Raw genomic sequence first — 17,816 nt, forward strand, 5'->3', positions numbered from 1 at the left:
TTCTCTTCTTTAATATTCCGTTTTTATTATATGTGTCTCGCACGCCATCGTGACAATCCCCTTTGGAAACTCTTCATTGATTTCGCGTTGGTAGTGAAGAAAATGAAAAAGCTGTCACAAGAGAATTCGAGCCATACCCATGATCACCCGCCGCAAATTTGTCGCCAGCGCCATGGCCGGCACCGCCCTTGCCGCCGCCGCGCCAGCCCGCGCATTCGAAGTAGATCCGAAATTCCGCCCGCAACAGGTGCGGATCAAGACCGATCTCACCCCCGGTCAGATCCTGATCCTGCCCCGCGCGCATTTCCTTTACTATGTGGCCGAGCCCGGCCGCGCGATCCGCTACGGCGTCGGCGTCGGCAAAGCCGGTCTGGAATTCACCGGCGATGCGGTCATCCAGGTCAAGAAGGAATGGCCCACCTGGCGCCCGACGCAAGAGATGATCGAACGCGACCCCGGCGCTTATGGCAAGTTCAAAGACAATGATTACGTGCAGCCCGGCGGCCCTGGAAACCCGCTCGGCGCCCGCGCGCTCTACCTCTTCCAGAACGGTCGCGACACGTTCTTCCGCATCCACGGCACCACCGCGCCGGAATCCATCGGCAGGTCGGTTTCAAACGGCTGTATCCGCATGCTGAACGAACACGTTATCGACCTCTACAACCGCGTGCCACTTGGCACCCCGGTTACCGTGATCTGATCCCGGAGGCGTCAACGGGGCGGCGGCGAACCGCCTCGTCGGAAAATGGCAGAAAATACCCCTTAATCGCTTTGGATAAGCCCGCAACCCGCCACAATCCGGACAGAATCCGCAGCAATTAATTCTTTAGAAAGACTTGCAGCGTAGTTCGGAAGACGAACGGAGGGACATAATGGCGACGGTATCGATACTGATGGGCAGTTTTCTGGGCTTTTTCGGCGCAATCGCTGCTTGGCTCTTCTTCGACGTTTCGCTGTTGTCGGCGGTGTCCCTGTACTTTGCCACGGCGGTCGGCTTCGGCCTGCTTCCAGTCCTGTCCTGCGCTCTGCGCAACAGCGGCAATGGCAGCGGCCCCCATGGCGTCCCGGTCGGCGCCGGGCGCTGACCGCACCGATTTTCGGCTGCAATGCAAAACGGCCCGCCTCATCGGCGGGCCGTTTGCGTTTGCGGACAGTGCCGCGCGGGCGGTCAGGCCTGCAATGGGCCACGCTTGCTGCGGATCGATGCCTGAATCGCCCGCCAGTCGCGCGCCTCATCGGTCTGCCCCGCCTCTTCCTTTTCCCGTGCACGCTGCGCCGCCTCGGCCTCGGCACGGCTGCCGAGGCTACGATAAAGCGCCTGTGCGTAGTGAGAAACCTGCATCGCGTTCATGTCTGAATCCTCCCTTTCAGTCAGAACAAGCCGTCGCCCGCAACCGGGCGAGGGCCTCGACCCTAACTCAAAACCGGGCATTTTCCCACCTCCGGGCGGAAAGACTTTGCATTTCCGTGAAATCCGGCTATGAAGCGCGCCGATATGCGCGTGATGCCCGCTCAGGCAAGATTCGGTCCGGCGACAACAGCCCGGGTCTGAGCTGTATTGCGCAACCGATACCACAGACCCGAAACACAAACAGGACTGACTCATCATGGCAAATTCGCCCCAGGCCAAAAAACGCGCCGTTCAGAACGCAACCCGCTTTGCGATCAACAAGGCGCGCAGGTCGCGCATCCGCACGCATCTCCGCAAAGTCGAAGAGGCTATCGCCTCGGGTGACAAGGAAGCCGCACAGGCCGCTCTGCGAGCCGCTCAACCGGAGCTGATGCGCGGCGTGACAAAGGGCGTTTTTCACAAAAATACGGCATCGCGCAAAATGTCCCGCCTTGCCTCGCGCGTGAAGGCGCTCGACTGAAAAGCCACATCGCGAAAAAAATGAATCCGAGAAAGGCACCACACTCCGTGGTGCCTTTTTTCTTTTCAGACACCCTATCTTGAGGTGCGCGGGCTGAGAGAGATTCTTTTCTCGGAATCCTTGGAGTCAAGTTTGAAGTTCAGTTGCCGGCCTTCACACGGAGTTGCTAACTTCACCGAGCGAGTCACATTGCTTGGGGGGACAGGCAAGCGGGGCAGGACACATATTTTGTGGACCGTTTCCCGCGGCTTCGGTGGTCTGCTGCACCAGCTGCCGAAACAGGGCGTTTGCCCTGCCAGTCCATTGTTCGAAATGCGCGGGTCGCGTCAAGGGTCTCTTCGGAATGGGATGTCCGAAGGCTGTCTTGGGCGTTGCCTGTAACGAGAGTGCGCGGAAATCTCCGCCATCTTCACTCATGCCGCTGCGGCATGAGGCGCATTCGCTGTTCCCGGGCACTGTGCCTCAACTGGGTAGCCGGAGCTTCCGGTGCTCAGGAACGATGACGAAAGAACATGGCAGATAGGCTTCGGAGCGGGGACAGATGACGAAGGAACAATGGGGCGCGTTGCAGGATCAGTTGAGCAGCACGATCGGGGAAAACAACTACAAGACCTGGATCAAACCCATCGAATTTAGCGGAATCGAGCCGGGAGGCGTGGCGGTCTTCAACGTGCCGACCAACTTCATCGGCAGCTACGTGTCGCAGAATTTCGGCGATCTGCTGCTCGCGAAACTGTCGATGATGGATTCCGACGTGCGCCGCCTGAAATTCCAGGTCGCCAACGTGGATTCCCGCCCGGCGCAGTCGCGTCCCGCTCCGCCCGCGGCCCCGACGCCGGCGTCGAACGACCTCCTGCCAGGCGCCCCGCTGGATGCCCGCTTCACCTTCGACAGCTTCATTGTCGGCAAACCCAACGAGCTCGCCCATGCGGCGGCAAAGCGCGTCGGTGAGGGCGGCCAGGTCACCTTCAACCCGCTTTTCCTCTATGGCGGCGTCGGTCTCGGCAAGACCCACCTGATGCATGCCATCGCCTGGGAGCTGCGCACGCACCGCCCCGACCTGAACGTGCTCTACCTCTCCGCCGAGCAGTTCATGTACCGCTTCGTCCAGGCCCTGCGCGAACGCCGCATGATGGATTTCAAGGAGCTGTTCCGCTCGGTCGACGTGCTCATGGTCGACGACGTCCAGTTCATCGCCGGCAAGGACAGCACCCAGGAAGAGTTCTTCCACACGTTCAACGCGCTGGTCGACCAGAACAAGCAGATCATCATCTCGGCAGACCGCGCCCCCGACGAGATCAAGGATCTGGAGAACCGTATCCGCAGCCGTCTGCAATCGGGTCTCGTGGTCGATCTGCACCCCACCGATTACGAGCTGCGCCTCGGCATCCTGCAATCCAAGGTGCAGAACTACCGCGAGCAATACCCCTCGCTGCAACTCGATGACGGCATCCTGGAATTCCTCGCGCACCGCATCTCGACCAATGTCCGCGTACTCGAGGGCGCACTGACCCGGCTCTTCGCCTTTGCCTCGCTGGTCGGCCAGCCGATCACCATGGAGCTGACGCAGGACTGCCTCTCCGACGTGCTGCGCGCCTCGGACCGCAAGATCTCCATCGAGGAGATCCAGCGCAAGGTGGCCGAGCACTATCATATCCGCCTCTCCGATCTCATCGGCCCCAAGCGGGTGCGCAACTTTGCCCGTCCGCGCCAGGTGGCGATGTATCTTTGCAAGCAGCTCACCGCGCGCTCGCTGCCCGAGATTGGCCGCCGTTTCGGCGGGCGCGACCACACCACCGTGATGCACGGGGTGAAGCGCATCGAAGAGCTGCGCAGCCAGGACAGCCAGATCGCCGACGATATAGAATTGCTGCGTCGGGCGCTCGAAGCCTGAGTCTCTCTCACAACAATTCCGGTCGGGGCCGCCGCTGCGCGGCCCCATGGCCTTGACGCTGCCGGAAAACCGTCGGATCAATCGCTGAAACAGGGTTGGAGCAGCCGGGCCGAGGCGCTACGGTGCGCCTCCGGCACGGCGGAGGGATAGGGTGATGAAAGTCAGTATCGAACGGGCGACGCTGCTCAAAGCGGTCAGTCAGGCACAATCTGTTGTGGAGCGCCGCAACACCATTCCGATCCTCGCCAATGTGCTGATCGAGGCGGAGGGCGACACGGTGACGTTCCGCGCCACCGATCTCGATATCGAGGTGCTGGACAAGGCGCCCGCCATGGTGGAGCGCGCCGGCGCCACCACCGTCTCGGCGGTCACCCTGCACGAGATCGTCCGCAAACTGCCCGACGGCGCCATGGTCCAGCTCGCCGATGACGGCGCGGCAGGCCGGCTGACCGTCACCGCGGGCCGATCGAATTTCAACCTCGCCACGCTGCCGAAGGAAGACTTCCCGGTGATGGCCTCGTCGGAATACAGCTCGAATTTCACTGCCAAGGCAGAGATGCTGCGCAAGCTCTTCGACAAGTCGAAATTCGCCATCTCGACCGAAGAGACCCGCTATTACCTCAATGGCGTCTACATGCATGTGGCCGATAGCGAAGAGGGCCGGGTGCTGCGCTGCGTCGCCACCGACGGCCACCGCCTCGCCCGCATCGACGCGCCCCTGCCCTCAGGTGCCGAGGAGATGCCCGGCGTGATCGTGCCGCGCAAGACCGTGGGCGAGCTGCGCAAGCTGCTCGACGAGGACGACATGGACATCGCAGTCTCGGTCTCGGAAACCAAGGTGCGCTTTGCCACGCCCGACATCACCCTGACCTCCAAGGTGATCGACGGCACCTTCCCGGATTATTCCCGCGTCATCCCCGCCGGCAACACCCGCCGGCTCGAGGTTGATGCCAGCGAATTCGCCAAGGCGGTGGACCGTGTCGCCACCGTCTCCTCGGAACGCTCGCGCGCGGTCAAGTTGCAACTCGACGAGGACCGGCTGGTGCTCTCGGTCAACGCCCCCGACAGCGGCGCCGCAGAGGAAGAGCTGGCGGTGGCCTATGGCGACGAGCCGCTGGAGATCGGCTTCAACGCGAAATATCTGCTGGAGATCGCCAGCCAGGTCGACCGCGAGAACGCCGTCTTCATGTTCAACTCCTCGGGCGACCCGACGCTGATGCGTGAAGGCAACGACACCAGCGCCGTCTATGTCGTGATGCCGATGCGGGTGTGACGCCGGCGCGCACAGCATCAGGCGTTTGCCCGGGCGGCCATGCCGCATTGGAGTATTTGGAGAAAGATGAAGCTCAAGCGCGCGCTTTGTCTTTCATCTTTCTGAAAATACTCCCCGGCTCCCTTTGCGGCCAGTGCAACGCCGGAAGGCCTGGCGCATGAGCCTGTATCTCTCCCGTCTCAGCCTCTCGCATTTCCGCTCGCACAAGCGCGCGGCGGTCGATGTGGACGCGCGGCCCGTGGCGATTTACGGGCCGAACGGTGCCGGCAAGACCAATCTCATCGAAGCCGTGTCGCTGCTGTCGCCGGGGCGCGGTATGCGGCGGGCCTCGGCGCAGGACATGGCGCGGCGGCCCGAGGCGTTGGGATGGAAGATCGGGGCACTGCTGCACGGACCCGAGGGCACGCATGAGATCGCCATTCGGTCGGAGAGCGGCGCCGCGCGGCAGGTGGAGATCGACGGCAAACCCGCGCCGCAGACCGCGCTGGGGCGGATCGCGCGGGTGCTCTGGCTGATCCCGTCCATGGACCGGCTGTGGATCGAGGCGCCGGAGGGGCGGCGGCGCTTTCTCGACCGCATGACGCTGAGCTTTTTCCCCGACCACGCCGAGGCCTCTTTGGCCTATGAAAAGGCCATGCGCGAGCGCAACCGGCTGCTGAAAGAGCAGATCCGCGACGCGCATTGGTATGCCGCGCTGGAGGGGCAGATGGCCGCGAGCGGCGCAGCAATCCAGGGCAACCGGCAGGCGGCGCTCGACCGGCTGGCGCGGGCGCAGGAGGGGGCGGAGACCTCCTTTCCCACAGCCGAGCTGGCGCTGATTTCGACCGAGGCGGATATCCCCGCGACCGAGGCGGATCTGCGCGCGGCGCTGGCCGAAAGCCGGTTTCGCGACATGGCCGCCGGGCGCACGCTGATCGGCCCGCACCGGGCGGATCTCTACGGGGTCTTTGCCGCCAAGGGCGTGCCGGCCTCCGACTGTTCCACCGGCGAGCAGAAGGCGCTGCTCATTTCGCTGATCCTCGCCAATGCGCGGGCGCTTTCCGCCGAGATCGGAGCGCCGCCGATCCTGCTGCTCGACGAGGTGGCGGCGCATCTCGACGCGAACCGCCGCGCGGCGCTTTACGACGAGATCTGCGCGCTTGGGGCGCAGGCCTGGATGACCGGAACGGGGCCGGAGCTTTTCGCCGAGCTGGGGCCGCGCGCGCAGCTTTTGCCGGTCTCGGAAGAGGATGGGCAATCCGTCGTTGAAAACCCGGTCGAATGACACCAAATCTTGTGTCATCGGCGTGACAAAGCCCCCGTTTCCCCTTATAAAACCAACAAAAATCGCAAAGGAAGGTCGCATGGCCGAGCCCGCAGGCGCTCCGCAGGAATACGGCGCGGATTCAATCAAGGTTCTCAAAGGCTTGGAGGCGGTGCGCAAACGCCCCGGCATGTATATCGGTGACACCGATGACGGCTCGGGCCTGCACCACATGGTCTATGAGGTCGTGGACAACGGCATCGACGAGGCCCTGGCGGGTCACGCCGATTTCGTGCGCGTGAAAATCCATGCCGACAACAGCGTTTCCGTGCGCGACAACGGCCGGGGCATTCCGGTCGACATGCATGCCGAAGAGGGTGTCTCGGCGGCCGAGGTCATCATGACCCAGCTGCATGCCGGCGGGAAGTTCGACCAGAACTCCTACAAGGTCTCGGGCGGTCTGCACGGCGTCGGCGTCTCGGTGGTGAACGCGCTCTCGGTCTGGCTGGAACTGCGCATCTGGCGCAACGGCAAGGAGCACTACGCCAAGTTCTCTCATGGCGAGACGGTCGAGCATCTGCGCGTGGTCGGCGATGCGCCGGGCGAGAGTGGCACTGAGGTGCGGTTCTTGGCCTCGACCGAGACCTTCAGCAATCTCGATTACGATTTCGCGACGCTGGAAAAGCGCCTGCGCGAGCTGGCCTTCCTGAATTCCGGCGTGCGCATCATCCTCGAAGACGAGCGCCCCGCCGAGCCGCTCAGCACAGAGCTTTACTATGATGGCGGCGTGAAGGAATTCGTCAAATATCTCGACCGCTCCAAGCAGGCGATGATGCCCGAACCGATCCACATGGTCGGCGAAAAGGATGGCATCGGGGTCGAGGTCGCCATGTGGTGGAACGACAGCTACCACGAGAACGTGCTGCCCTTTACCAACAACATCCCGCAGCGCGACGGCGGCACCCATATGGCGGGCTTTCGCGGCGCGCTGACCCGCACGCTCACGCGCTATGCCACCGATAGCGGCATCGCCAAGAAGGAGAAGGTCAGCTTCACCGGCGACGATGCTCGCGAGGGTCTGACCTGCGTGCTGTCGGTCAAGGTGCCCGATCCAAAATTCTCCAGCCAGACCAAGGACAAGCTGGTCAGTTCCGAGGTGCGGCCCGCGGTCGAGAACCTGGTGAATGAAAAGCTGAGCGAATGGTTCGAGGAACACCCCGCAGAGGCCAAGATCATCGTCGGCAAGATCGTCGAGGCGGCGCTGGCCCGCGAGGCCGCGCGCAAGGCGCGCGAGCTGACGCGGCGCAAGAACCCGATGGATGTGAACTTCTTGGCTGGCAAGCTCAAGGACTGCTCGGAAAAGGATCCGTCCAAGACCGAGCTCTTCATCGTCGAGGGCGACTCCGCCGGCGGTTCGGCGCAGACCGGGCGCGACCGGGGCACGCAGGCGATCCTGCCGCTCAAGGGCAAGATCCTGAACGTGGAGCGCGCGCGGTTCGACCGGATGCTCGGCAGTCAGGAGATCGGCAACCTGGTGATGGCGCTCGGCACCGGCATCGGACGCGACGAGTTCAATATCGACAAGCTGCGCTATCACAAGATCATCCTGATGACCGACGCCGATGTCGACGGCGCGCATATCCGGACGCTGCTGCTGACCTTCTTCTACCGGCAGATGCCGGAGCTGATCGAGGGCGGCTATCTCTATATCGCGCAGCCGCCGCTCTACAAGGTCGCGCGCGGCAAGTCCGAGGTGTATGTGAAGGACCAGGCGGCGCTGGACGATTATCTCATCCAGCAGGGCGTCGAGGGCGCGCATCTGATGCTGGGCACCGGCGAGGTGATCGCCGGGCAGGATCTGGTGCGGGTGATCGACGAGGCGCGGCAGCTCAAGCGCGTGCTCGATGCCTTCCCGACCCATTACCCGCGCCACATTCTGGAACAGGCGGCGGTGGCCGGGGCCTTTGTGCCCGGCGCGGTGGATGCCGATCTTCAGGGCGTCGCCGACCGGGTGGCGCAGCGGCTCGATCTCATTGCGCTGGAATACGAGAAGGGCTGGCAGGGCCGCATCACCCAGGATCGCGGCATCCGTCTGGCCCGCATCCTGCGCGGTGTCGAAGAGGTCCGCACGCTGGACGGGTCGATGCTGCGCTCGGGCGAAGCGCGCAAGACCGGTAGCTTCACGCAGGCGCTGCAAGCGGTTTATGCGACCCCCGCGACGCTGGAACGCAAGGAGCGCCGGCAGGGCATCTATGGTCCGCTCGGTCTGTTGCAGGCGATCCTCGAAGAGGGCGAAAAAGGCCTGAGCCTTCAGCGCTACAAGGGTCTGGGCGAGATGAACCCCGGCCAGCTCTGGGAAACCACGCTCGATCCTGACGCGCGGACGCTGCTTCAGGTGCGCATCGACGACATGGCCGAGGCGGACGACATCTTTACCAAGCTGATGGGCGACGTGGTGGAGCCGCGCCGAGACTTCATCCAGCAGAACGCGCTGAGCGTCGAGAACCTCGATTTCTGAGACCGTGGTGGGCAGGATTGCCCACCCTACGCCTGCTATCCCCGGTCAGGGTGTCGGCAGATCGGCGTCGGCGCTTTGACGCGCGATGCTATCGGCGATCAGCGCAGGCGTGTCAGCCCAGGAGATGAAGGGCGGCAGCACCGGCCCTTCGAATCCGGCGGCGGCCAGCGCCACCGGTACATCATGCGCCATATGCCCGGATTCCTGTGCGAAATATGGCAGGCAGATCGCCTGCCCTAACCCCTGTGCCACATCCTTGAGAAAGGGCGGCTCCTCGATGAAGCCGGTGCGCGTGGTGACGAAACCCAGGCGGGAATGCAGCGCGCGCGTAAAAGCATAGGCGCTGTCGGCGCTGGTGCGCGAGACCGCGCTGCCATGCGCGGCGACCACCAGAGCGGTATCTTCCGCACGCCAGGAGCGCATCGCCAGCATCGCCTGCAATTCCCGCTGCGCACAGGTCACCAGATCGGGCTCGACCCCGAAAGGATCGAGCATATGCAGACCCATGGCCCGCGCTTTCTTGGCCAGCACCTGCCCGGTAAACCACCCCCGCGCCATAAAAAACGGGTAGATCAACGGCTTGCCGAGCTCGGAAATCGCCGCCTCCAGCCGGCCCTTCGCCGCCAGCGTCGCGCCCTCCACGCGCCAGCCGGTCATGCGGGCACCGACCCGCGCCGCCAGCGCGCGCAGGGCCGCTTCCTGCGACTCCGGGTCGGAGGGGCTGCCATGGGCGACGATCAGGGCGGAATGCGAAAGATCCGGGGCGTGAGTCATGATGCGTGACTCCTTGATAAGCTTACAGCGCGAACGGGAGAACTGACGTTTGTCAGCGTCAGGTCGATGCTAGACGATTCGTCCAGGCACGTCGCCCCGTCTCGGGAGATTTTCCCGACGGTTTTTGAAGGTTGATCGCAGGCGCCCGCATGACGGGCATTCGACCGGAACCACGGGTCGGATTGAAGCGTTTTCATCGTACGGGCAAGAGTGGAGGAGTCCGAGATGACATACCATGAAAAATCTGCCGAACACGACGCCGCGCATCCGCACGATGTGCGGGCGGGGCCGGGCGATGCCGGTGCAACCGACCGGCCGGAGCATCTCCCCGAGAGCCGGGAGGACCGCCGCCAAGGCCGCAGCGCAACGCTTCTGTTTCTGTGCCTGCTCGGAGCTGGGGGCCTGCTGGTCATTTTGCTGAATTGGGCGGCGCTGATCTGAGACCTGGAGCAGGCTCAGACGATCCCCAGAACGCTCAACGGCACAAAGATCGCGAGGCAAATCGCCAGACTTCCCAAAAGCGCAAAGAGTCCGTCTCGCGCCAAAAGCGCCGTGGCCAGCAAGAGCACCGCACCGCCGAGCAGCGACGACGAGAAGGGCACCAGTTCGAGAAACGGCATCACTGCACCGCAGAGAAAACACAGTAGCTGAAGCCATTTGCGGAACGGTGCCGAGGTAAGGACACGAAACCGCCGCCGCGAATGCGCGTCGATCCAGTCACTCACATGCCGCAGCTTGCCGAGCGCCTTGCGCGCCACCGGCCCGTCCATCTGCTGCCGCAGCAGGATGTCGGGCAACCAGAGATGATCGCGGGAGACCAGCATCTGTGCGGCGATAAAAGCGATACTTAGGCCGCAAACTGTTGAAAACAATGGGATTCCAGAGAGAGGCGAAACAACGAGAAGCGCCGGCACCATCAGCGCTGGCAGGAAAGAACTTTCGCCAAACACCTCCAGGAGCGCGCGCAGCGGCACGCGCTCGCGGTCGGCGGCCAGACTCAACCGGTCGACGATCTCTCCCACCGGGCGCGGCCGGTCCTGCGCTGTCATCTGGAAGGCCCCTTTCTACCTGCTTGCGATCCAACGCTCTGGCCACTGACGCGGTTCCCCTGCCCGCCTCGCTGCACACGCGAAAAAGGGCGGGCGCAGCGATTCTCATGGTGTTAGGGTCCGCCGGGTGGCCGGCGCGAATCCGGTGCAACCCAAGGGGGCCCGCTTGGTCAAAAGCCGGGGACAGAACAGCGTAACCTGGAGAGCCCGGCCGAGCGTAGTGACCCGCGCCGTGCTGAGCCACGGACTCATCCTTTCCGCGATTTTCCTGCCACCGACGGCGCTTGCGCTGATCGAGGGCGAGCTGGAGCTGGCTGCGATGATCGGCGGCGCCGCGGCTCTCTGCATCGGCGCCGGGCTGGCCGGACGGCGGCTGAAACCGCCGCACGACCTGCGCGCCATCGAGGCGGTCTGCACCCTCGTCATCCTGTTTCTCTGTGCCGCCGTGCTGCCTGTGCCGGCCTTTCTGGTGTTGGGGCTCGGCCCGCTCGACGCGCTCTTCGAGTCGGTCTCGGGCATCACGTCCACCGGGCTTTCGGTGGCCGGCGATATCTATGACTGGCCGCTGGCGGGCCATCTGCTGCGCGGCTGGCTGCTCTGGTGCGGCGGCTTTGCCATCGCGGTGGCGGGCAGCGCGCTGATCCTCGGCCCGGGCAATGTGGCGCAGGCCATGGGCGAGGCGGGGATCGAGGAGCGCGACATTCTCTCCTCCACCCGCACCCAGGCCCGGGCGCTGCTCTGGGTCTATTCGATCATCACGCTGGTCTCGATCCTGGCGCTGCGCCCGGTGATGCCGAACTGGTGGGAATCGGCGATGATCGCGCTCTCGGCGGTCTCAACCGGCGGGTTCTCGCCGCGCGCGGATTCGCTTGCCTCCTATTCCACCGCGGCACAGGTGGTCACGATGATCGCCTGCCTGGCCACATCCGTCTCGCTGCTCTTCTATGTCTATGCCAAGCGGCACGGGCTGCGCGCCGCCTGGGCCAAGAGCAACGCGCGCGCGGTGCTCGGCACGGCGCTTGCCGGCAGCCTGCTGGTCGTGGCGCTGCTCTTGATCGACGGGGTCTATCAGCCGCTGACGCTGTTGCAGACCGCGCTGAATTTCGTCTCAGGCATGACCACCGCCGGGTTTTCGGTGGCACCGGTCATCGACTATCCGCCGCTGGTGGCGCTGGTGCTGGCGGGGATGTTCGTGGGCGGCGGCATCGGCTCGACCGCCGGCGGCATCAAGATCGACCGCGCGCTTCTATTGGCGAAAAGCGTGCGGCTGACGCTGACCCGTCTGCGCGCGCCGGCCCGCGCGGTGACCAATCTCACCGAGCGCGGCCGCGAGATCGCGCAGGAGCGCATCGTCGCCATCGCGGCGGTGCTGTTCTGCTATGTGGCCTTTGCCTTCGTCTTCTGGCTGATCTTCATCGCCTCGGGGATCGACGCGCTGCATGCCAGCTTCGAGATCATTTCGGCGCAATCCACCGCCGGGCTGTCGGTGGGCGTGTCGGAGCCGGCGCTGGCGCCGCATCTCAAGGCGACGCTGATCGCCGCAATGCTGCTGGGGCGGCTGGAATTCATCGCGCTGATCGCGGCGCTGTCGCCCGCAACCTGGAGAAAAAGGAGCTAAACCATGCGTGTGGTGATCGTGGGAGCCTCCCGTTTCGGCACCTCCACGGCGCAGGAACTGCTGGAGAACGGGCACGAGGTCGTGCTGGTCGACGAAAATCCCGAGCGGCTCAAGGCGGCGCGGGAATATCTCGATTGCGGCATGGTCGAGGGCGACGGCTCGCTGCCGACGGTGCAGCGCGACGCCTTTGGCGACCATGCGGATGCGCTGGTGCTGCTGACCAATATGGACGATGTGAACATCCTTTCGGCGGTGGTGGGCCGGTCGGTCGGCTTCCCCCGCGTGGTGCCGCAGATCGTGCGGCCGGAGCTGGTCAGCGTTTGCGAGGAGCTGGGGCTGACCGATCTCATCACCCCGCATGCCACGGTGGCACGCTCAATCGTGCGCGTGGTCGAGGGCGGCGCGGAGGCGGCGCTGGATCTACGCTTTTACAAGGGGGTGCAGGTGCTGGGCTACCGGATCGGAAAGCGCTGTCACGGCTGGACCGCGTCGGATTTCGAGCTGCCCGAGCAGGCGCGCATCATCGGATTGGCGCGCGGCAAGGACGAGGCGGAGTTCGTCTTCGATATCGAGGAGCTGCGCGAGGGCGACAAGCTGATCCTCGTTGCATCGCCCAAGGCGCATGCCAAGCTCGACGCCATCTTTGCCGAGCCCGATGCGCCGGAGCCCGAACCGGAGGGCTAAGCGGGCGCTAGATCCCGAACAGGGACAGCAGCACCGGCAACAGCGACAGGAGCAGCCCGGTCATGCCGAGATCCGGAACGTCGACTTCCTGATACTCCGCCTCTTCCTCGTCGCGCTCCAGCGCAGCGGGATCCTCCTCGGGCGCAATCATCGGCAGCCCGGCGATCGTTTCCGGCGCGCTCGTACCGTCAGCGGCGCCCGACACTTCCGGATCCGCCATGAGATGAGGCGGCTCCGAAGAGGCGGACTCGGCCGCGTGATGCACCGTCTCCGGCAAGATGTCGCTTTCCAGCTCTTCGCCCCCCATCCCGGTGGCCGCGTCCGGCATATCGACACCGAGGGTTTCGTCATCGGGCGTATCGAGCAAGGTCAGGGCATCGGAAAAGGCGTCGGTCGGCGCGATTCCGGAAAGCGTGACCTCAAGAATCTCGCCGCTGTCCAGCTCGGCATTGATGTAGCCATCGACAAAGACCTCGTTGGGATCGAGCTCTTCCAGAACCGCGGTGGCACTGTTGGAGCCGGGGGCGTCGCCCTCCTCCACCCCGAGCCGCCGGGCAGTGACGTTTTCGACGCCGTCAAATAGCTGCGCCGTGTCGATCAGCGTGTCCGCTGGCCCCCGCGCGGTCGATGCGATGTAAAAAGTCACTTTACCGCCGCCGTAAAAGCCGTGCAGATCCACGTTGGGCAGCTGCGCCTCGGTTTCCGTAGGATCGGCTACGTTGAAATCGAGCATGGTCTTGCCGGGCAGCTCCTGCGACATCATCGCGAAAAACCGCCCCGCCGGTGAGAGCGCATCGTGGCTGTGCCCGGTGCTGAGCGCATTGTCGGAATTTTGCAGCATTGGCCAGACATGCGCCTGATCGACCCCGGCACGAGCGAATTCCTCGGTCATGTTCAGCATTTCATGCGCCTGGAACAGGCCGTAATCCGCGTCGCGGTCGAAATGTCCGCTCTGCCCCGACTGGTTCCATTCGGTCACATAGGTTTCGAGATCGGCAAAACGCGGATCCTCGCCCCAGGTCTCGGCAATGGCATCGAGCATCAGCCCGCGCTGGCCGTCGACCGCCGGCTCCTTGGAATAGACATGGCCGGCGATGGCATCGACCGCCTCGATCTCCGCCGGTTCGTCGAAATAGGACATGACAATGTGATTGTTGACCTCGATCCAGTTCACATCGCCGCTGGAGCGGATCACCTGGCTGTCGAGCTCCAGATCGTAGCGCGCATTGAGATCGGCGAGAATCTCCGCCGCCTCCGCACCCGTCTCGTACTCTTCATCCAGCGCGGAAACCCCGAAATTGGTCCCCATCTGCACGACAATCTCGACCGCTGCGGCCTGCGGGTGGTCGCCCGAGAGCGCGGCAAGTTCGTCATCGACGATGCGGGCGATCTCGCTCGCGACGCGGCCGTATTCGGCGGCGCTCATCAACCCGCTGCCCCAGTATTCATTGCCGATTTCGAAGGCCTGAATCTCTGCCTGTCCATACGCGCCACTGACTGTATCGTGCACGAAGCTGCGCAGCGCCTCCTCGTCGATCTCGGCATAGCGGTCGCCATTGGCGTCGCGATCCACGGACAGCTGATCGCGGGTCGGAATTACCAGTGTTATGGGCAGATCATGCGCCTCGGCGAAACCGAAGAAATCGGAAATCGCAATGAAGTCGCGGGGCTCGCCAGTGTCGCGGTGAAACGCCGTCGCTGCATCGGGGTTGGCGATATCGAAATACACCTCCGTCAGCGAACCGCCCGGATATCGGAGAGCGGTAACGCCGAGATCCTCGACCAGATTGGTGAAACGCGCCTCCTCGTCGAGCGTGTCGCGATGCGCGAGGATATTCGCGCCAAACAGCTCGGGGCCGATAGGGGCAGATAGGCCTGAAAGGTGCAGCGGCGGCATGAGAAAAGGCTCCGGTGTCGGTGTCTGCCTCAAGGCTGCCGCCGGAGGATTAATTCGAGGTTAGAAACAATTCCTCTCCGAGAGGGCATTGTCAGGAATATTAGAACGATTTGAATCGCTCCGAGGCGGTTCCCCGGGAACCAATAGCCCAGCGCAACCGTTGTCTCGCCATGACCAGACCAGCCATCGTCTCCGACCCCGTGCTGCGCGTCTCGATGGCCATTCTGGCGGCGGGCGCGCTTGTCGTCGCACTGAAACTCGCTCAGGACATCTTTGCCCCGCTCATGCTGGCCATCGTTGTCGGCGTGATCTTTTCGCCGCTTGCCGACCGGATGGAACGGCTCGGCCTGCCGCGCGGCGCCGTGGCGCTTTTGCTGATCGTGGCGATCTTTTTTGCCGCCGCAGCACTTGCCTATTTGGTCGAGCCTTACATCACCACGGTCATCGACCGGCTGCCCTCGATCAAATATGAGTTGCGCAAGCTGATGTTCGAGTATCGCGGGCTGATCCAGGGGCTTGGCGAGGTCAATCGCGAGGTCGAGCAGGCGTTCGGTCAGGGCGCCACCGAGGGCGATGTCGCCGACATGCCAAGCATGACCGATGCGATCTTTCTCGCGCCGGTCATTCTGGCGCAGATGCTGATCTTTCTCGGCGGTCTCTTCTTCTTCCTGCTGACGCGCAGCGATATCTATCGCTGGATGTCGACGCGGATCGGCTCGGGCAGCGACACGCCGGTTATCCTCGAACGGTTCTGCGCCGCCGAACATACGGTGTCGCGCTATTTCGCGGCGATCTCGGTCATCAATGCCGGGCTCGGCCTCGCGGTCGGTGCCGCGCTGATCGCCATCGGCGTGCCCGGCGCAGTGGTCTGGGGGATCGCGGCGGCGCTGCTGAACTTCGTACTTTATCTCGGCCCGGCCTCGGTCGCCGCAGGCCTGCTGCTTTCGGGAATCGTGAATTTCGACGGGCTCATGAGCTTTGCGCCGATGGCGATCTTTCTGGCGCTCAACCTCACCGAAGCGCAGTTCGTCACCCCGGGACTTGTGGGCAAACACATGCGCATCAACCCGTTCCTGATCTTTGTCTCGCTGGTGTTCTGGCTGTGGCTCTGGGGGCCCTTGGGCGGCATCGTGGCGATCCCGGTAACGCTGATCCTGCTACGGCTCTTCGACATCCTCGGCGACCGCCCGAACGGACGTACCACGCTTCGCGCCGCCTGAGAGGGCGGCGCCTCTTTTTTCTCTCAGCAAAACGCGAGCATAAGAAAAACCCCGCTCTCCGGGAAAGAGAGCGGGGTAAAGGTACGCGTGCCACATGAGGGAAGTCGGGACAGGGTTGGGGCACGCTTAGGGACAGGACGATACAGGCGCCCTTGAGAACCTAACGCCGCCGTGCAGAAAGCGTTCCCTGCGCTTCAGAAAAATTCTTCGCGGCGTTTGCGCTGGCGGTCGAGCTCGGTATTGAGCTGCGCGCCGAGCAGCGTGACCAGCGCGCTCACATAGAACCACAGCAGCAGCGCCACCACTGCGCCGAGCGAGCCGTAGACCTCGTTCAGCCGGTCGAAATTGCGCACGTATCCAGTGAGCAGGAACGACCCCGCCGCCCAGGCCAGAAGTGCGATCAGCGCGCCGGGGGTCAGCCAGCGCATGCGCGACTGCCGCCGGTTCGGCCCATAGCGGTAGAGCAGCGCGATGGCGAAAAACACCACCGCCAGCAGAATCAGCCACTTCACCGCGCTCACCGCCAGCTCGACCGGCAACGGCAGGCCGATAAAGGCCAGCGCGGCGGGCAGGATCACAACGGCGGCAAAGGCCAGCAGCGCGGTAATCACCAGCAGCCCGGTCAGCAGTATCGCCACCGCGAGCCGCCGAATGGCGTTTTCGCGATGCGGGGTTTCCGCCACGGCGTTCAGTCCCCGGATCAGCGCCGCGACAGACGCGCGCGAGGACCATATCGCCACCACGATCGAGATCACCGAGGCCCATTGCAGCGTCGAACGGTTGGCTGAGATGAGCTGATCCACCTGCGTGGCGAGCAGCGCAAAGGCCTGTTCCGGGATCATCTCACGCAGCAGTTCCATCTGCTCGGCGATCACCACCGGATCGGCCCAATAGCCCCAGATCGCGATCACCGCCGAGATCGCGGGAAACAGCGACAGAAAGGCGTAAAACGCCACCCCCGCCGCAATCAGCCCGAGATTGCGCTGATCCATGCGCTGCCAGGTCTGCCAGAGCGCGCGCAGCCAGTCGCCCAGCCCCAGCTTTGTGCGCTGCGGTTCCGGTTCGGGGATGGAGTCGGTGTCGGGCGGGATCTCGCTCATGCCCACAAAAGATCGCCTCCCAGACGTGGCGTCAATGCGCCTTCGCATCGTGGGCACGCGAAGCCCCAGTGATTCCACGCAATTTTAGAAGAATTCGCACATCAACGGGGAATAAACCCGAATCCGATGCGGTCGGACTGCGCCGGGCCATGGCCCGCCTTTCCTCCAAGCTCAAAAGGAGCCGACCGCATGTGTCCGAGTCCCACGTTCTTCGCCCGTTTTTTTGCAGTCGCCCTTCTGGCGGCGGCCTCCTTTATCTCCGCACCCCCGACGCAGGCGGCACCGCAATATGGCTGGGGTGGCGGCCCGGTTCGGGTGATCGGCAACGATCCCGGCGGGCGGCTGAAACCCCGGTTCGAAGAGATCCGTCGCATCCGGGCGCGCGGCGACCGGGTTGAGATCCGGGGCAGCTACTGCCTTTCGGCCTGCACGCTCTATCTCGGCGCGGGAAATGTTTGCGTCAGCCCGGCAACACGGTTCGGCTTTCACGGCCCGAGCTATCTGTCCGACACAATCAATTCTGAGCGGTTCGATTACTGGTCGCGGCGGATGGCGCAACACTATCCGCCGCAGGTCTCCAGCTGGTTCCTAGACCGGGCCCGCTATGTGACCCGGGGCTACATGTCGCTCAGCGGGGCCGAGCTGATAAGGATGGGGGTGCCACGCTGCTGAGCG

17 protein-coding genes are annotated in these 17,816 nt (G+C 63.9%); 12 read left to right on the forward strand and 5 right to left on the reverse strand.

Annotated elements, in window-relative coordinates; all coding sequences use genetic code 11:
• The first annotated feature begins 139 nt into the window (after positions 1-139).
• Both I6N89_RS01605 and I6N89_RS01610 read left to right on the forward strand, forming a co-directional pair.
• Complete coding sequence (locus tag I6N89_RS01605; protein WP_207016481.1) at positions 140-700, forward strand: L,D-transpeptidase; 561 nt, start codon at positions 140-142, stop codon at positions 698-700.
• Positions 701-872: 172 nt separating this feature from the next.
• The gene (locus tag I6N89_RS01610) at positions 873-1,085 is read left to right on the forward strand and encodes a hypothetical protein (protein ID WP_236016365.1); all 213 of its coding nucleotides are present in this window, start codon (positions 873-875) and stop codon (positions 1,083-1,085) included.
• Positions 1,086-1,168: 83 nt separating this feature from the next.
• Here the strand turns inward: I6N89_RS01610 and I6N89_RS01615 are convergent, their stop codons facing one another.
• The gene (locus I6N89_RS01615) at positions 1,169-1,351 is read right to left on the reverse strand and encodes a hypothetical protein (protein WP_207016482.1); all 183 of its coding nucleotides are present in this window, start codon (positions 1,349-1,351) and stop codon (positions 1,169-1,171) included.
• Positions 1,352-1,607: 256 nt separating this feature from the next.
• Here I6N89_RS01615 and rpsT point away from each other — a divergent pair, with 256 nt between their 5' ends.
• The 5 genes from rpsT (at position 1,608) to gyrB (ending at position 8,799) form a co-directional block, all read left to right on the forward strand.
• On the forward strand, positions 1,608-1,871 hold the full coding sequence (gene rpsT, locus I6N89_RS01620) for a 30S ribosomal protein S20 (RefSeq protein ID WP_207016483.1): 264 nt from the start codon (positions 1,608-1,610) through the stop codon (positions 1,869-1,871).
• Between the two features lie 541 nt (positions 1,872-2,412).
• Positions 2,413-3,765 (forward strand): chromosomal replication initiator protein DnaA, encoded by a 1,353-nt coding sequence (dnaA, locus tag I6N89_RS01625; protein WP_207016484.1) that lies wholly within the window; start codon positions 2,413-2,415, stop codon positions 3,763-3,765.
• Between the two features lie 154 nt (positions 3,766-3,919).
• Positions 3,920-5,038, forward strand: coding sequence for a DNA polymerase III subunit beta (gene dnaN, locus I6N89_RS01630; RefSeq protein WP_207016485.1), 1,119 nt, complete (start codon positions 3,920-3,922; stop codon positions 5,036-5,038).
• A gap of 157 nt (positions 5,039-5,195) precedes the next feature.
• The gene (gene recF, locus I6N89_RS01635) at positions 5,196-6,302 is read left to right on the forward strand and encodes a DNA replication/repair protein RecF (RefSeq protein WP_207016486.1); all 1,107 of its coding nucleotides are present in this window, start codon (positions 5,196-5,198) and stop codon (positions 6,300-6,302) included.
• A gap of 79 nt (positions 6,303-6,381) precedes the next feature.
• A complete protein-coding gene (gyrB, locus tag I6N89_RS01640; protein ID WP_207016487.1) occupies positions 6,382-8,799 on the forward strand; it encodes a DNA topoisomerase (ATP-hydrolyzing) subunit B in 2,418 nt (805 codons plus the stop codon).
• Positions 8,800-8,844: 45 nt separating this feature from the next.
• Here gyrB and I6N89_RS01645 read toward each other — a convergent pair whose 3' ends face one another.
• Entirely contained in the window at positions 8,845-9,573 is a 729-nt protein-coding gene (locus I6N89_RS01645) for a CbiX/SirB N-terminal domain-containing protein (RefSeq protein ID WP_236016366.1), read from the reverse strand.
• A 225-nt stretch (positions 9,574-9,798) separates the two neighbouring features.
• Between I6N89_RS01645 and I6N89_RS01650 the strand changes: the two genes are divergently transcribed.
• Positions 9,799-10,014, forward strand: coding sequence for a hypothetical protein (locus I6N89_RS01650; protein WP_207016488.1), 216 nt, complete (start codon positions 9,799-9,801; stop codon positions 10,012-10,014).
• A gap of 14 nt (positions 10,015-10,028) precedes the next feature.
• Here the strand turns inward: I6N89_RS01650 and I6N89_RS01655 are convergent, their stop codons facing one another.
• A complete protein-coding gene (locus I6N89_RS01655) occupies positions 10,029-10,622 on the reverse strand; it encodes an exopolysaccharide biosynthesis protein (RefSeq protein ID WP_207016489.1) in 594 nt (197 codons plus the stop codon).
• A gap of 220 nt (positions 10,623-10,842) precedes the next feature.
• On the opposite strand from I6N89_RS01655, the gene I6N89_RS01660 reads away from it, so the two are divergent.
• Positions 10,843-12,240 carry a TrkH family potassium uptake protein gene (locus I6N89_RS01660; protein WP_207016490.1) on the forward strand — a complete coding sequence of 466 codons (1,398 nt, stop codon included), beginning with the start codon at positions 10,843-10,845 and terminating at the stop codon, positions 12,238-12,240.
• A gap of 3 nt (positions 12,241-12,243) precedes the next feature.
• Positions 12,244-12,924 (forward strand): potassium channel family protein, encoded by a 681-nt coding sequence (locus I6N89_RS01665; RefSeq protein ID WP_207016491.1) that lies wholly within the window; start codon positions 12,244-12,246, stop codon positions 12,922-12,924.
• A gap of 7 nt (positions 12,925-12,931) precedes the next feature.
• Here I6N89_RS01665 and I6N89_RS01670 read toward each other — a convergent pair whose 3' ends face one another.
• The gene (locus I6N89_RS01670; protein WP_207016492.1) at positions 12,932-14,821 is read right to left on the reverse strand and encodes a hypothetical protein; all 1,890 of its coding nucleotides are present in this window, start codon (positions 14,819-14,821) and stop codon (positions 12,932-12,934) included.
• Between the two features lie 170 nt (positions 14,822-14,991).
• On the opposite strand from I6N89_RS01670, the gene I6N89_RS01675 reads away from it, so the two are divergent.
• Positions 14,992-16,041, forward strand: coding sequence for an AI-2E family transporter (locus I6N89_RS01675; protein ID WP_207016493.1), 1,050 nt, complete (start codon positions 14,992-14,994; stop codon positions 16,039-16,041).
• 194 nt (positions 16,042-16,235) lie between these two features.
• Here I6N89_RS01675 and I6N89_RS01680 read toward each other — a convergent pair whose 3' ends face one another.
• On the reverse strand, positions 16,236-17,141 hold the full coding sequence (locus I6N89_RS01680; protein WP_207016494.1) for a YihY/virulence factor BrkB family protein: 906 nt from the start codon (positions 17,139-17,141) through the stop codon (positions 16,236-16,238).
• 189 nt (positions 17,142-17,330) lie between these two features.
• Here I6N89_RS01680 and I6N89_RS01685 point away from each other — a divergent pair, with 189 nt between their 5' ends.
• Complete coding sequence (locus I6N89_RS01685) at positions 17,331-17,813, forward strand: hypothetical protein (RefSeq protein ID WP_236016367.1); 483 nt, start codon at positions 17,331-17,333, stop codon at positions 17,811-17,813.
• Positions 17,814-17,816 lie beyond the last annotated feature (3 nt).

The organism is Salipiger abyssi, assembly GCF_017311415.1.
Lineage (GTDB): Bacteria > Pseudomonadota > Alphaproteobacteria > Rhodobacterales > Rhodobacteraceae > Salipiger > Salipiger abyssi_A.

Excerpts from the sequence above, each read along its gene's own strand:
- I6N89_RS01605 (WP_207016481.1), top strand. The coding sequence starts at position 140 with ATGATCACCCGCCGCAAATTTGTCGCCAGCGCCATGGCCGGCACCGCC.
- I6N89_RS01610 (WP_236016365.1), top strand. The coding sequence starts at position 873 with ATGGCGACGGTATCGATACTGATGGGCAGTTTTCTGGGCTTTTTCGGC.
- I6N89_RS01615 (WP_207016482.1), bottom strand. The coding sequence starts at position 1,351 with ATGAACGCGATGCAGGTTTCTCACTACGCACAGGCGCTTTATCGTAGC.
- rpsT (WP_207016483.1), top strand. The coding sequence starts at position 1,608 with ATGGCAAATTCGCCCCAGGCCAAAAAACGCGCCGTTCAGAACGCAACC.
- dnaA (WP_207016484.1), top strand. The coding sequence starts at position 2,413 with ATGACGAAGGAACAATGGGGCGCGTTGCAGGATCAGTTGAGCAGCACG.
- dnaN (WP_207016485.1), top strand. The coding sequence starts at position 3,920 with ATGAAAGTCAGTATCGAACGGGCGACGCTGCTCAAAGCGGTCAGTCAG.
- recF (WP_207016486.1), top strand. The coding sequence starts at position 5,196 with ATGAGCCTGTATCTCTCCCGTCTCAGCCTCTCGCATTTCCGCTCGCAC.
- gyrB (WP_207016487.1), top strand. The coding sequence starts at position 6,382 with ATGGCCGAGCCCGCAGGCGCTCCGCAGGAATACGGCGCGGATTCAATC.
- I6N89_RS01645 (WP_236016366.1), bottom strand. The coding sequence starts at position 9,573 with ATGACTCACGCCCCGGATCTTTCGCATTCCGCCCTGATCGTCGCCCAT.
- I6N89_RS01650 (WP_207016488.1), top strand. The coding sequence starts at position 9,799 with ATGACATACCATGAAAAATCTGCCGAACACGACGCCGCGCATCCGCAC.
- I6N89_RS01655 (WP_207016489.1), bottom strand. The coding sequence starts at position 10,622 with ATGACAGCGCAGGACCGGCCGCGCCCGGTGGGAGAGATCGTCGACCGG.
- I6N89_RS01665 (WP_207016491.1), top strand. The coding sequence starts at position 12,244 with ATGCGTGTGGTGATCGTGGGAGCCTCCCGTTTCGGCACCTCCACGGCG.
- I6N89_RS01670 (WP_207016492.1), bottom strand. The coding sequence starts at position 14,821 with ATGCCGCCGCTGCACCTTTCAGGCCTATCTGCCCCTATCGGCCCCGAG.
- I6N89_RS01675 (WP_207016493.1), top strand. The coding sequence starts at position 14,992 with ATGACCAGACCAGCCATCGTCTCCGACCCCGTGCTGCGCGTCTCGATG.
- I6N89_RS01680 (WP_207016494.1), bottom strand. The coding sequence starts at position 17,141 with ATGAGCGAGATCCCGCCCGACACCGACTCCATCCCCGAACCGGAACCG.
- I6N89_RS01685 (WP_236016367.1), top strand. The coding sequence starts at position 17,331 with ATGTGTCCGAGTCCCACGTTCTTCGCCCGTTTTTTTGCAGTCGCCCTT.